Source organism: Pseudomonas aeruginosa, from assembly GCF_001457615.1.
Classification (GTDB): domain Bacteria; phylum Pseudomonadota; class Gammaproteobacteria; order Pseudomonadales; family Pseudomonadaceae; genus Pseudomonas; species Pseudomonas aeruginosa.
Map to the genome: position 1 here is coordinate 147,344 of NZ_LN831024.1, position 13,077 is coordinate 160,420.

Consider the following 13,077-nt stretch of genomic DNA (forward strand, 5'->3'; position numbering starts at 1 on the left):
GGGTGCGGCCGTGGGTGAGGTTTCACGGCGGTGGAACGTTGCGGACTCCTGATTGCGGAAAAAGAAAAAAGGCATGGTCGTTACCGACCATGCCTGTCGTCGTCAGCCTTCAGAGGCTGGGGAAGGCGAATTGCGAGGCCTCGTGGCTGGCCCGCTGCGGCCAGCGCTGGGTGATGGCCTTGCGCCGGGTGTAGAAGCGCACGCCGTCCGGGCCGTAGGCGTGGAGGTCGCCGAACAGCGAGCGCTTCCAGCCGCCGAAGCTGTGGTAGGCCACCGGCACCGGCAGCGGGACGTTGACGCCGACCATGCCGACCTCGATCTCGTCGCAGAACAGGCGTGCGGCCTCGCCGTCGCGGGTGAAGATGCAGGTGCCGTTGCCGTATTCGTGGTCGTTGATCAACTGCATGGCCTCTTCCAGGCTGTTGACGCGAACCACGCACAGCACCGGGCCGAAGATCTCTTCCTTGTAGATGGTCATTTCCGGGGTCACCCGGTCGAACAGGCTGCCGCCGAGGAAGAAGCCGTTCTCGTGGCCGGCGACCTGGTAGCCACGGCCGTCCACCACCAGCTCCGCGCCCTGGGCCACGCCGCTGTCGATGTAGCCGGTGACCTTGGCCTGCGCGGCGGCAGTGACCAGCGGGCCCATGTCGAGGCCGCAGGAAGTGCCGGCGCCGATCTTCAGCGCCTTGATCTGCGGAACCAGCTTGGCGATCAGCGCGTCGGCCACCTGGTCGCCGACGCATACCGCCACCGAGATCGCCATGCAGCGCTCGCCGCAGGAGCCGTAGGCGGCACCCATCAACGCGCTGACGGCGTTGTCGAGGTCGGCGTCGGGCATCAGCACCGCATGGTTCTTCGCGCCGCCCAGGGCCTGCACGCGCTTGCCGCGCTTGGTGCCCTCGGCATAGATGTATTCGGCGATGGGGGTCGAGCCGACGAAGCTGATGGCTTTCACTTCCGGCGCCTGGAGCAGGCCGTCCACGGCTTCCTTGTCGCCGTGCACCACGTTCAGCACGCCCTTCGGCAGGCCGGCTTCGTGGAACAGCTCGGCGATCAGCAGGGTGGAGCTGGGGTCGCGCTCGGAGGGCTTGAGGATGAAGGTGTTGCCGCAGGCGATGGCCAGCGGGTACATCCACAGCGGCACCATCGCCGGGAAGTTGAACGGGGTGATCCCGGCGACCACGCCGATCGGCTGGAAGTCGCTCCAGGCGTCGATGTTCGGGCCGACGTTGCGGCTGTACTCGCCCTTGAGGATTTCCGGGGCGGCGCAGGCGTACTCGACGTTCTCGATGCCGCGCTTGAGTTCGCCGGCGGCGTCTTCCAGGGTCTTGCCGTGCTCTTCGCTGATCAGCTTGGAAATCCGCGCCTCGTTCTGCTCCAGCAGTTGCTTGAAGCGGTACAGCACCTGTGCACGCTTGGCCGGCGGGGTGTTGCGCCAGGCCGGGAAAGCGGCCCTGGCGGCATCGATGGCTTTCTGCAGGGTCTTGCCGTCGGCCAGCGGGACCTTGTGGATGGCTTCGCCGGTGGAGGGGTTGAAGACGTCGGCGCTGCGGCCGTTGTCGGCGACCATTTCGCCGTTGATCAGGTGGTGGAGGGTGCCCATCTTGTCTTGTTCTCTCTTCGCTAGGGGTGACGAAAGGGCCGTGGCCCTTTCCCTTTACCCGCTCCCTGGGGAGCGGGTGCGGATTACTTGATCTCGGTCTCGACGAAGACCACTTCGTGTGCGCTGGCGTTGATCACGTTGTGCTCGACGCCGGCCTTGCGGAAGTAGGCCTGTCCGGCGACCAGCGGCGCGTGGCGGTCGCCCTCGGGGGTTTCCAGCAGCAGCGTGCCGTCGGTCAGCGGTACCACCACATAGTCGTGGCCGTGGCGGTGGCGCCCGGTTTCCGCGCCGGGGGCGAAGCGCCATTCGGTCACGATCACCTCGGCGTTGTCCACCTGCACGGTGGGTACGGCTTGCGGGCGGCCGCTCATCAGGCGATGCCGTTGAGCGCTTCGCCGACCGCGTCGAACAGGCGGTCCAGCTCTTCCGGCCTGGCGTTGAAGGTCGGGCCGAATTGCAGGGTATCGCCGCCGAAGCGCACGTAGAAACCCTGTTGCCAGAGCTTCATGCCGGCCTCGAACGGACGCACGGTCGGATCGCCGTCGCGCGGGGCGATCTGGATCGCGCCGGCCAGGCCGCAGTTGCGGATGTCGATGACGTTCTTCGCGCCTTGCAGGCCGTGCAGGCCCTTCTCGAAGTGCGGCGCCAGCTCGGCGGACTGCTGCACCAGGTTGTCCCTGGCCAGGATGTCCAGCGCGGCGAGGCCGGCGGCGCAGGCGACCGGGTGCGCGGAGTAGGTGTAGCCGTGGCTGAACTCCACCGCGTGCTCGGGCAGCGCCTGGTTCATGAAGGTGTCGTAGATCTCGCTGCTGGCGATCACCGCGCCCATCGGCACGGCGCCGTTGGTGACCTGCTTGGCGACGTTCATCAGGTCCGGGGTGACGCCGAAGTACTCGGCGCCGCTGTAGGTGCCCAGGCGGCCGAAGGCGGTGATCACCTCGTCGAAGATCAGCAGGATGTTGTGCTGGTCGCAGATCTCGCGCAGGCGCTGCAGGTAGCCGACCGGCGGTACCAGTACGCCGGCGGAGCCGGACATCGGCTCGACGATCACCGCGGCGATGTTCGAGGCGTCGTGCAGTTCGATCAGCTTGAGCAGCTCGTTGGCCAGCTCGACGCCGCCGGTCTGGGCCATCCCGCGGGTGAACGCCATGCCCGGTTGAAGGGTGTGCGGCAGATGGTCGACGTCCATCAGCTGGCCGAACATCTTGCGGTTGCCACCGATCCCGCCGAGGCTGGTGCCGGCGACGTTGACCCCGTGGTAGCCGCGGGCGCGGCCGATCAGCTTGGTCTTCTGCGGCTGGCCTTTCAGGCGCCAGTAGGCGCGGGCCATCTTGATCGAGGTGTCGGCGCACTCGGAGCCGGAACCGGTGAAGAACACGTGGTTCAGTTCGCCTGGCAGCAACCCGGCGATCTTCTCGGCCAACTGGAAGGACAGCGGATGGCCGTACTGGAAGCCCGGCGAGTAGTCGAGGGTGCCGAGCTGGCGAGCCACCGCCTCCTGGATTTCCTTGCGCGAGTGGCCGGCGCCGCAGGTCCACAGGCCGGACAGGCTGTCGTAGACCTTGCGGCCCTTGTCGTCGGTCAGCCAGCTGCCTTCGGCGGCGACGATGATCCGCGGGTCCTTCTGGAAGTTGCGGTTGGCGGAGAAGGGCATCCAGTGGGCGCGCAGGTTGAGTTCGCTGGAAACCGGCGGGGCCACGTTGAGCGGCTGGTTCATCGTTCGATCCTCGGGCTTTCTTGTTGGAAGGTTCCGCGCACGCGGCGGCGGAGCGTTGGATCAAGCTTGGCCCTGACGAAAGGTTAGATAAAGCTTATTCTTCTCACGTTTAGTTTCGACTGGGTAAAACAATAATGGCCAAATCCCGCAACCCGTCGCTCGGCCAGGTCAGCGATTTCGATATCCGCCTGCTGCGCATCTTCAAGACCATCGTCGAGTGCGGCAGTTTCTCCGCCGCGGAGAGCACTCTCGGCCTCAGCCGCTCGGCGATCAGCCTGCACATGGGCGACCTGGAGAAGCGCCTGGGCATGCGCCTGTGCCAGCGCGGCCGCGCCGGCTTCGCCCTGACCGACGAGGGCCGCGAGGTCTATCGCGCGACCCAGACCCTGCTGGCGGCGCTGGAGGGGTTCCGCGCCGAGGTCAACGACCTGCACCAGCACCTGCGCGGCGAACTCAACATCGGCATCATCAACAACCTGGTGACCCTGCCGCAGATGCGCATCACCCACGCTCTCAGCGCGCTCAAGGGGCAGGGACCGCAGGTGCGGATCAACATCGGCATGACCACCCCCAACGAGATCGAACTGGGCGTGCTCGACGGCCACCTGCATGTCGGCGTGGTGCCGTTGATCAGTCCGCTGTCGGGGCTCGAGTACCTGCCGCTGTATGACGAGCACGCGCAGCTCTATTGCAGCCGCGGCCACGCACTGTTCGAGCGCGCCGACGGCGATATCGCGGTGGACGAGGTGCTCGCCGCGGACGCCGTGGCGCCCAGCTACCGCCTGCCCGCCGAAGCCCAGGCGCGCCACCAGGAGCTGAACAACAGCGCCAGCGCCTCGGACCGTGAGGGCATGGCATTCCTGATCCTGACCGGCAACTTCATCGGCTACCTGCCGTCGCACTACGCTGCCGACTGGGTCGCCGCCGGGATGCTGCGGCCCCTGCTGCCGGAGCGTTTCCACTATGCCATCGCGCTGACCATCGTGACCCGCAAGGGACGCCGGCCGAACCTGGTGCTGGAGCGCTTCCTGGAGGCGGTGGCGGTGTCGTGAGGGCGCGGATGGAGTAACGCGAGCTTCGGCCGCCCGCCGAACGGCGTCTTTTCTCTACGGCGCGAGGAGGTGGCATGCAGCGACGGGCCGAGCCAACGCGGGAAAGAGACTCTCACCCCTTCACATGGCGCCGCTCCCCCATCACCCAGGTCTCCGCCACCGCGCGGTCGTCGCCCAGGGTGTTCAGCACGAACAGGGTATCGGCCAGGCCGCGCGCATGCTCCATGCGCTGGGCGATCATCGGCGTGGCGGCCAGGTCGAGGGCGACGAAGTCGGCTTCGCGGCCGGGCAGGAAGTTACCGACCAGGCCGTCCAGGTCGAGCGCCCTGGCGCCGCCGAGGGTGGCCAGGTAGAGCGCCTGGAACGGATCGAGGCTGGTGCCGCGCAATTGCTGGATCTTGTAGGCGTCGGCGAGGTTGGCCAGCAGCGACAGGCTGGTGCCGCCGCCGACGTCGCTACCGATGCCGACGCGGATGCCGTATTGCTGGGCGCGGCCAAGGTCGAACAGGCCGGAGCCGATGAACAGGTTGGAACTGGGACAGTGCGCCAGCGCCGCGTTCTTGTGCGCCAGGCAGCGGCATTCGCGTTCGGAGAGATGGATGCCATGGGCGAACACGCTGCGTTCGCCGACCAGGCCGGCGCGATGATAGACGTCCAGGTAGTCCTGCGCCTGGGGAAACAGCTCGCCGACCCAGGCGACTTCCTTGAGGTTCTCCGAAAGATGGGTGTGCAGGTAGACGCCGGGATACTCGTCCAGCAGGCGCGCCGCCGCGGCCAGTTGCTCGGGCGAGGAGGTCGGCGCGAAGCGCGGGGTGACCGCGTATTGCAGGCGCCCGTTGCCGTGCCAGCGCTCGATCAGCGCGCGGCTCTCGGCGTAGCCACTGGCCGCGGTATCGCACAGCGCCGGCGGCGCGTTGCGGTCCATCAGCACCTTGCCGGCGATCATCCGCAGGCGGCGCTTCTGCGCGGCCTGGAAGAATGCCTCGGCGGATACCGCATGGACCGTGCCGAACACCAGCGCGGTAGTGGTGCCGTGGCGCAGCAGTTCGTCGAGGAACAGCTCGGCCTGGGCGGCGGCGTAGCCGGCATCGGCAAAGCGCTGCTCGGCGGGAAAGGTGTGGGTTTCCAGCCAGTCCAGCAGTTGGGTGCCGTAGGAGGCGATCACTCCGAGTTGCGGGTAATGCACATGGCAGTCGACGAAGCCGGGCAGCAGCAGGCGCTGCGGATGGTCCTCCAGCGGCAGGTCGGCGGGCAGTTGCGGCAGCAGGTAGGTTGCGTGATCGAGCGCGCGCACGTGGCCGTGTTCGATCCACAGCAGGCCGTCCTCGAAATACTCCCAGGCCTTGTCGCCGAGTTTCGCCGGGTCGCCGAGGAAATGCAGGATCCGCCCGCGATGGGCCGAACTGCTCATCGCGCTCCCGCCGTGGTCGGAGTGCAGGATAAGTGGGGGGACGAAGTTGCCAGCAGGTACTGCATCGTTCATCTCCTCTGCTGCCGGAATGGCGCTTTCGCCTCTTTAGTCCGGGAAATCGACGGAAATATCCCGTCTTTGGCGCGTGATCTCGCTTCCGCCATTATGCACTGTGCGCATGCTGTGGATAAGTCTGTGTGTAGCGCGTGTGCGGAAAGATTGCACGAGCCATTGCGGGATGTGCCCATCTGGCTGCCGGCAGGCGATCCGCGGAAAGCGTTCCGGCACCTTGAATCCGCCTTGCGAAATGCCCGGTCGGCAACTGGCGCTTCTGTGGGTTTGTCTGTGGAAAAGCTGTTCGCATTCCCCGTTGAAAAAATGCCTTCGGCGGTCGAGGGAAAGGCATTGGACGGGGCCGCAGGATTTCTCCCGATTGGCGAAAGAGCCAGAGAAAAAGCGCTGTGGAATGCGCCACGACAGTGCATCGCGAAACTGTGGACAGCGGATCCACCCATGGCGCCGCCGAGCATGCTTCCGTCGATCGCCGCGGACTTTCCTGGAAAGCCGGAAAACCCAGTATTCATGGGCATCATGGCGTCTAAAGGGGAAGTCCTGGAGACATTTTCACGGGCATTCCCGTTCCGCGGGTTTCCTGTGGAAAAGCTGTTGGCAAACTGTGCCGGAAGCGGGCCGCCGGGGCTGCCCCAGGGATTCGGCCGACCCGTGGCTTGGCCGGGAGAGATCGTCCTGCCGTGCTCCTCCGAACGGCTGTCGATATCTTGTGGATAAAGCTGTTGGCAAAGTGTTGGAAAAAATGCCTTGCCAGGTCGCGCCCATGGCCTGCCGGGTTGGCTGTTTTCTGTCCATCGCCATGTTGCGAAAATCGCCGGGACGATCGGCGCGGGAGGCTTCCCAAGGTCCCGGATGGGCTCCCGACACGCTGTGGATAACTCTGTGAGCAAGGTGGTGATGACTGTTTTGCGACAAATGCTCACGCGGGTGCGCCGCAGGGTTGCCCGCAAATGTGCCGCGGCGTCCCAGGCGTGCCCCGGCTTGGTGCCGCTCGGCGCGGGAGCCTGGCCCGTGGCTCCCGGTGCAAGCCGCGTTCCAGGGCTTTCCTGACCTCCTGGCCAGGTATTTGCACCGGCCGCCGCATCGTCGAGCAACCGATCGGGTCCGCCATGTCCGCACCTTCCTCTTTCGCGCCGCCGCGCCTCGAACTGCGCGGGATCAGCAAGCGTTATCCGGGTTGCCTGGCCAACGACCGCATCGACCTGTGCATCGACGCCGGCGAGATCCACGCCCTGCTCGGTGAGAACGGCGCCGGCAAGAGCACGCTGATGAAGATCATCTACGGCGTGACCCGTCCCGATGCCGGCGAGATCCGCTGGCAGGGCGAGCCGGTGCAGGTACGCGACCCGGCTCGCGCCCGGGCGCTGGGGATCGGCATGGTGTTCCAGCATTTCTCCCTGTTCGAGACGCTCAGCGTGGCGGAGAACATCGCGCTCGCCCTCGGCGCCGAGGCGGGCAGCCCGCGTCGGTTGGAGGCGCGTATTCGCGAGGTGTCGCAGCGCTACGGCATGCCGCTGGAGCCTCGCCGGTTGGTCCATGGGCTGTCCATCGGCGAGCGCCAGCGGGTGGAGATCGTGCGCTGCCTGATGCAGGACATCCGCCTGCTGATCCTCGACGAGCCGACCTCGGTGCTGACCCCGCGCGAGGCCGAGGATCTCTTCGTCACCCTGCGCCGTCTTGCGGAGGAGGGTTGCAGTGTCCTCTTCATCAGCCACAAGCTGGCCGAGGTCCGTGCGCTCTGCCAGCGCGCCACGGTGCTGCGCGGCGGACGGGTGGCCGGACAGTGCGTGCCGGCGCAATGTTCCGATCTCGAGCTGGCGCGGCTGATGGTGGGCGACGCCGAGGGCCTGGCGGCGGAGTATCCGAAGGCTACCGGCGGCGCGCCTTTCCTCCAGGTGCGCGACCTGCACTGGCGCAACCCGGACCCCTTCGGCGTGTCCTTCACCGGCCTCGACCTGGAGGTGCGCAGCGGCGAGATCCTCGGTATCGCCGGGGTCGCCGGCAACGGCCAGGACGAGTTGCTCGCTCTGCTCAGCGGCGAAGTGCGCCTGCCGCGCGCCCAGGCCGAGCGCATCCGCCTCGGCGGCTGCGCCGGCGCGCACCTGGCGCCGGATGCGCGGCGCCGCGCCGGCCAGGCCTTCGTGCCCGCCGAGCGGCTGGGGCACGGCGCGGTGCCGGAGATGAGCCTGGCGGACAATGCGCTGCTCACCGCCTTCCAGCAGGGTCTGGTGAAGCGCGGGTTGGTCCGGCGGCGCAAGGTGCTGGCGCTGGCCGAGGAGATCATCCGCCGTTTCGCCGTGAAGACCCCGGGTGCCGGGGCGCCGGCACGCAGCCTTTCCGGCGGCAACCTGCAGAAGTTCATTCTCGGCCGCGAGATCCTCCAGGCCCCGCGCCTGCTGGTGGCGGCGCATCCCACCTGGGGCGTGGACGTCGGCGCGGCGGCGCTGATCCACCGCGCGCTGATCGCCTTGCGCGATACCGGTACGGCGATCCTGGTGGTCTCCGAGGACCTCGACGAGCTGTTCCTGCTCAGCGACCGCATCGCCGCGCTGTGTTCGGGTCGGCTGTGCCCGGCGGTCGCCACCGCGAGCGCTTCGCCGCAGCAGGTCGGCGGCTGGATGGCCGGTCAATTCGAGGCGCCGGCGGCGGTCGCCGGCGCCGTTGCCCAAGGGAGCCTGTGATGCTGTTGTCCCTGGAACCGCGCGGCCGGCAGTCGCGCTGGATGCTGCTGGCCTCTCCGCTGCTGGCGGGGTTGCTGACCCTGGTCTGCGGCGCGCTGCTGTTCGCCTGTCTCGGCCACGATCCCTGGCAGACCCTGCATACCGTGCTGGTACAGCCGCTCAGCGACCTCTATGGGCTCGGCGAGCTGCTGGTCAAGGCCATGCCGATCCTGCTCTGTGCCCTCGGCCTGGCACTGGCCTACCAGGCGCGCGTGTGGAACATCGGCGCGGAGGGCCAGTTGCTGGTCGGCGCCCTGGCCGGCAGCGCGGTGGCGATCCAGTTGCTCGACTGGCAGAGCCGCTGGGCGCTGGCCTGGGTGCTGCTCGCCGGCACCGCTGCCGGGGCGCTCTGGGCCGGGTTCGCCGCCTGGCTGCGAACGCGCTTCAACGCCAACGAGATCCTGACCACCATCATGCTCAACTACATCGCGCTGAACCTGCTGCTGTACGGCGTGCACGGGCCGTTGAAGGACCCGGATGGCTTCAACTTCCCGCAGTCGGCGCTGTTCGGCGAGGCCAGCCGCCTGCCGGCGCTGTTCGAGGACAGCCGGGTGCACCTTGGCGCATTGTTCGGCCTGCTGGCGCTGGCGGCGGTCTGGGTGCTGGCGCAGCGCAGCTTCCTCGGTTTCCAGGTCCGCGTGCTCGGCCTCGACCGCCGCGCCGCCGGTTTCGTCGGTTTCCGCGAGAAGCGCCTGGTCTGGTTCGTGCTGCTGTTCTCCGGCGCGCTGGCAGGCCTGGCCGGCGTCTGCGAGGTCGCCGGGCCGATCGGCCAACTGGTGCCGCAGGTCTCGCCGGGCTACGGCTATGCGGCGATCACCGTGGCCTTCCTTGGCCGTCTCAATCCGTTCGGCATCCTCTGCGCCAGCCTGCTGATGGCGTTGCTCTACCTCGGCGGCGAGGCCGCGCAGATGAGCCTCAACCTGCCGTTGGCGCTGACCGGGCTGTTCCAGGGGATGATGCTGTTCTTCCTCCTCGCCTGTGACGTGCTGATCCTCTACCGCCCACGTTTGCACGGACGCTGGCGCAAGCGCCCGGCGCTGCGCGACGCCCTGGCCTGACCGAACCGCCGAGGAACCACGATGGATATCGATCTGCTCGACAACCTGCTGTTCGCCATGGTCCGCACCGGTACTCCGCTGCTGCTGGTGGCCCTGGGCGAACTGGTCTGCGAGAGAAGCGGAGTGCTCAACCTGGGCCAGGAGGGGATGATGCTGTTCGGCGCGGTGATCGGCTTCATGGTCGCCTTCTCCAGCGGCAGCCTGTGGCTCGGCGTGCTCCTCGCGGTGCTCGCCGGCATGCTGCTGGCGGCGCTGTTCGCCGGGGTCGCCCTGTACCTGAACGCCAACCAGGTGGCCTGCGGCCTGGCGCTGACCATCTTCGGCGTCGGCCTTTCGTCGTTCGTCGGCGCCGCCTGGGTCGGCAAGCCGCTGCAAGGGTTCGCCCCGCTGGCGCTGCCGGTGCTGGGCGAGTTGCCGCTGCTCGGGCGCATGCTGTTCGCCCAGGACGCGCTGGTCTACCTGAGCCTGGCGCTGTTCGCCGCGGTCGCCTGGATGCTCCTGCGCAGCCGCGCCGGGCTGGTTCTCCAGGCGGTCGGCGAGAACCCTGACGCGGCCAGCGCGATGGGCCTGCCGGTGCTGCGCGTGCGCACCCTGGCGGTGCTCTTCGGCGGCGCCATGGCCGGCCTGGCCGGTGCCTACCTGTCGCTGGCCTACACGCCGATGTGGGCGGAGAACATGACCGCCGGACGCGGCTGGATCGCCCTGGCGCTGGTGGTCTTCGCCAGTTGGCGGGTGTTCCGCGTGCTGCTCGGTGCCTGGTTGTTCGGCCTGGCCAGCATCCTGCACCTGGTGGCCCAGGGGATCGGGCTGTCGATTCCGGCCAACCTGCTGGCGATGCTGCCCTATGCGGCGACCATCCTGGTGCTGGTCCTGCTCTCCCGCGATGCCCTGCGCACCCGGCTGTATGCCCCGGTTTCCCTGGGCCAGCCGTGGAAGGCCGGGCACTGACGAGGGCAGGTTCTTCGATTAGTTGTTTTAACTATTTATATATTCTTCGATAGATTTAGATAATTTCACTGATGGCCTAAATCAATGGGGCATTTTTGCCGAACCCCGTTAAGATTCTCCCAGTCGATTTGAAACACCCCATTCAACTGAGAGAGGAACGACTGATGTCCCTGATCAACACTCAAGTCCAACCGTTCAAGGTCAACGCTTTCCACAACGGCAAGTTCATCGAGGTGACCGAGGAATCCCTGAAGGGCAAGTGGTCGGTCCTGATCTTCATGCCGGCTGCCTTCACCTTCAACTGCCCGACCGAGATCGAAGACGCCGCCAACAACTACGGCGAGTTCCAGAAAGCCGGTGCCGAGGTCTACATCGTGACCACCGACACCCACTTCTCGCACAAGGTCTGGCACGAAACCTCCCCGGCAGTCGGCAAGGCCCAGTTCCCGCTGATCGGCGACCCGACCCACCAGCTGACCAACGCCTTCGGCGTGCACATCCCGGAAGAAGGCCTGGCCCTGCGCGGTACCTTCGTGATCAACCCGGAAGGCGTGATCAAGACCGTCGAGATCCACTCCAACGAGATCGCCCGTGACGTCGGCGAGACCGTGCGCAAGCTGAAGGCCGCCCAGTACACCGCCGCCCACCCGGGCGAAGTCTGCCCGGCCAAGTGGAAGGAAGGCGAGAAGACCCTCGCTCCGTCCCTGGACCTGGTCGGCAAGATCTAAGACCGCGCCGGCGGCATTCGCCGCCAGCCTCTCCGGCGGACGATCCCTCGCGGATCGTCCGCCCTTCACCCAGCCAACGCGCCGTGCAGGGCGGATGTCCCATCCGCCGGGGATACGTTTGCCCGAATTTCGAGGAGCTGAACCATGTTGGACGCCAATCTTAAAACCCAGTTGAAGGCCTACCTGGAAAAGGTCAGCCAGCCGTTCGAGATCGTCGCGTCCCTCGATGACAGCGACAAATCCCGCGAGCTGCTGGGCCTGCTGCAAGACATCGTCGGCCTGACCGACAAGATCACCCTGAAGACCGACGGCAGCGATGCGCGCAAACCGTCGTTCTCGTTGAACCGCCCCGGTGCGGACATCGGCCTGCGCTTCGCCGGTATCCCCATGGGCCACGAATTCACCTCGCTGGTGCTGGCCCTGCTGCAGGTAGGCGGCCACCCCTCCAAGCTCGACGCGGACGTGATCGAGCAGGTCAAGGGCATCGAGGGCACCTTCGAGTTCGAAACCTACTTCTCGCTGTCCTGCCAGAACTGCCCGGACGTGGTCCAGGCGCTGAACCTGATGGCCGTGCTCAACCCGAACATCCGTCACGTCGCCATCGACGGCGCGCTGTTCCAGGATGAGGTCGAGGCGCGCCAGATCATGTCGGTGCCGAGCATCTACCTCAACGGCGAAGTCTTCGGCCAGGGCCGCATGGGCGTGGAAGAGATCCTCGCCAAGATCGACACCGGCGCCGCCGCCCGCGACGCCGAGAAGCTGACCGCCCGCGACGCCTTCGACGTGCTGGTGGTCGGCGGTGGCCCGGCCGGAGCCGCGGCGGCGATCTACGCCGCGCGCAAGGGCATTCGCACCGGCGTCGCCGCCGAGCGCTTCGGCGGCCAGGTGCTGGACACCATGGCCATCGAGAACTTCATCTCGGTGCAGGAGACCGAAGGGCCGAAGCTGGCACGGGCGCTGGAAGAGCACGTGCGTCACTACGAGGTCGACATCATGAACCTGCAGCGCGCCAGCAAGCTGGTTCCGGCGAAGAACGCCGGCGAGTTGCACGAGGTGCGGTTCGAGAGCGGCGGCAGCCTCAAGGCCAAGACCCTGATCCTCGCCACCGGCGCTCGCTGGCGCGAAATGGGCGTGCCCGGCGAGCAGGAATACAAGGCCAAGGGCGTGTGCTTCTGCCCGCACTGCGATGGCCCGCTGTTCAAGGGCAAGCGCGTGGCGGTGATCGGCGGCGGCAACTCTGGCGTCGAGGCGGCCATCGACCTGGCCGGCATCGTCGCCCACGTGACCCTGCTGGAATTCGACAGCAAGTTGCGCGCCGACGCCGTGCTGCAACGCAAGCTCTACAGCCTGCCGAACGTTGAGGTGATCACCAGTGCTCTGACCAGCGAAGTGAAGGGCGACGGCCAGAAGGTCACCGGCCTGGTGTACAAGGACCGCAACTCCGAGGAGTTCAAGTCGATCGAGCTGGAAGGCATCTTCGTGCAGATCGGCCTGCTGCCCAACACCGAGTGGCTCAAGGGCAGCGTCGAGCTGTCGCCGCGTGGCGAGATCATCGTCGACGCCCGTGGCGAGACCTCGCTGCCCGGCATCTTCGCCGCCGGCGACGTGACCACGGTGCCGTACAAGCAGATCGTGATCGCCGTGGGCGAGGGCGCCAAGGCTTCGCTGAGCGCCTTCGACCACCTGATCCGGACCTCCGCGCCGGAGTGACCCGGCCAGCGACCGTCGAACCAGGGACGCCCGGAGCGCGAAAGCGCCCCGGACGTTT

General features: G+C 67.1%; 10 protein-coding genes. 6 read left to right on the top strand and 4 right to left on the bottom strand.

What is annotated here, in order from left to right; all coding sequences use genetic code 11:
• Positions 1-109: 109 nt before the first annotated feature.
• The 3 genes from AT700_RS00665 to bauA form a co-directional block, all read right to left on the bottom strand.
• Positions 110-1,603 (bottom strand): CoA-acylating methylmalonate-semialdehyde dehydrogenase, encoded by a 1,494-nt coding sequence (locus tag AT700_RS00665; RefSeq protein WP_003101230.1) that lies wholly within the window; start codon positions 1,601-1,603, stop codon positions 110-112.
• Positions 1,604-1,686: 83 nt separating this feature from the next.
• Positions 1,687-1,974 carry a beta-alanine degradation protein BauB gene (gene bauB / locus AT700_RS00670; RefSeq protein ID WP_003083790.1) on the bottom strand — a complete coding sequence of 96 codons (288 nt, stop codon included), beginning with the start codon at positions 1,972-1,974 and terminating at the stop codon, positions 1,687-1,689.
• Entirely contained in the window at positions 1,974-3,320 is a 1,347-nt protein-coding gene (gene bauA / locus AT700_RS00675) for a beta-alanine--pyruvate aminotransferase (protein WP_003083801.1), read from the bottom strand. The genes bauB and bauA overlap by 1 nt, the downstream gene beginning before the upstream one ends.
• Before the next feature lie 134 nt (positions 3,321-3,454).
• On the opposite strand from bauA, the gene bauR reads away from it, so the two are divergent.
• Complete coding sequence (gene bauR, locus AT700_RS00680; protein ID WP_003083805.1) at positions 3,455-4,372, top strand: HTH-type transcriptional activator BauR; 918 nt, start codon at positions 3,455-3,457, stop codon at positions 4,370-4,372.
• 112 nt (positions 4,373-4,484) lie between these two features.
• On the opposite strand, the gene guaD is transcribed toward bauR, so the two are convergent.
• Positions 4,485-5,855 (bottom strand): guanine deaminase, encoded by a 1,371-nt coding sequence (gene guaD, locus AT700_RS00685; protein ID WP_078801547.1) that lies wholly within the window; start codon positions 5,853-5,855, stop codon positions 4,485-4,487.
• Positions 5,856-6,964: 1,109 nt separating this feature from the next.
• On the opposite strand from guaD, the gene AT700_RS00695 reads away from it, so the two are divergent.
• From AT700_RS00695 to ahpF, 5 genes are all read left to right on the top strand, one after another.
• On the top strand, positions 6,965-8,536 hold the full coding sequence (locus tag AT700_RS00695; protein WP_034019618.1) for an ABC transporter ATP-binding protein: 1,572 nt from the start codon (positions 6,965-6,967) through the stop codon (positions 8,534-8,536).
• On the top strand, positions 8,536-9,633 hold the full coding sequence (locus AT700_RS00700) for an ABC transporter permease (protein ID WP_003107144.1): 1,098 nt from the start codon (positions 8,536-8,538) through the stop codon (positions 9,631-9,633). The genes AT700_RS00695 and AT700_RS00700 overlap by 1 nt, the downstream gene beginning before the upstream one ends.
• 21 nt (positions 9,634-9,654) lie before the next feature.
• Positions 9,655-10,581: an ABC transporter permease gene (locus tag AT700_RS00705; protein ID WP_003083821.1), complete on the top strand. Its 927-nt coding sequence runs from the start codon at positions 9,655-9,657 to the stop codon at positions 10,579-10,581.
• 164 nt (positions 10,582-10,745) lie between these two features.
• On the top strand, positions 10,746-11,309 hold the full coding sequence (gene ahpC, locus AT700_RS00710) for an alkyl hydroperoxide reductase subunit C (protein WP_003083828.1): 564 nt from the start codon (positions 10,746-10,748) through the stop codon (positions 11,307-11,309).
• A 144-nt stretch (positions 11,310-11,453) separates the two neighbouring features.
• Positions 11,454-13,019 carry an alkyl hydroperoxide reductase subunit F gene (ahpF, locus tag AT700_RS00715; protein WP_003111221.1) on the top strand — a complete coding sequence of 522 codons (1,566 nt, stop codon included), beginning with the start codon at positions 11,454-11,456 and terminating at the stop codon, positions 13,017-13,019.
• The last annotated feature ends 58 nt before the right edge of the window (positions 13,020-13,077 follow it).

What these genes read in the sequence shown, in the direction of transcription:
- bauA (WP_003083801.1), bottom strand. Translation starts at nt 3,320, where the DNA reads ATGAACCAGCCGCTCAACGTGGCCCCGCCGGTTTCCAGCGAACTCAAC.
- guaD (WP_078801547.1), bottom strand. Translation starts at nt 5,855, where the DNA reads ATGAACGATGCAGTACCTGCTGGCAACTTCGTCCCCCCACTTATCCTG.
- ahpC (WP_003083828.1), top strand. Translation starts at nt 10,746, where the DNA reads ATGTCCCTGATCAACACTCAAGTCCAACCGTTCAAGGTCAACGCTTTC.
- bauR (WP_003083805.1), top strand. Translation starts at nt 3,455, where the DNA reads ATGGCCAAATCCCGCAACCCGTCGCTCGGCCAGGTCAGCGATTTCGAT.
- AT700_RS00665 (WP_003101230.1), bottom strand. Translation starts at nt 1,603, where the DNA reads ATGGGCACCCTCCACCACCTGATCAACGGCGAAATGGTCGCCGACAAC.
- AT700_RS00705 (WP_003083821.1), top strand. Translation starts at nt 9,655, where the DNA reads ATGGATATCGATCTGCTCGACAACCTGCTGTTCGCCATGGTCCGCACC.
- AT700_RS00695 (WP_034019618.1), top strand. Translation starts at nt 6,965, where the DNA reads ATGTCCGCACCTTCCTCTTTCGCGCCGCCGCGCCTCGAACTGCGCGGG.
- AT700_RS00700 (WP_003107144.1), top strand. Translation starts at nt 8,536, where the DNA reads ATGCTGTTGTCCCTGGAACCGCGCGGCCGGCAGTCGCGCTGGATGCTG.
- ahpF (WP_003111221.1), top strand. Translation starts at nt 11,454, where the DNA reads ATGTTGGACGCCAATCTTAAAACCCAGTTGAAGGCCTACCTGGAAAAG.
- bauB (WP_003083790.1), bottom strand. Translation starts at nt 1,974, where the DNA reads ATGAGCGGCCGCCCGCAAGCCGTACCCACCGTGCAGGTGGACAACGCC.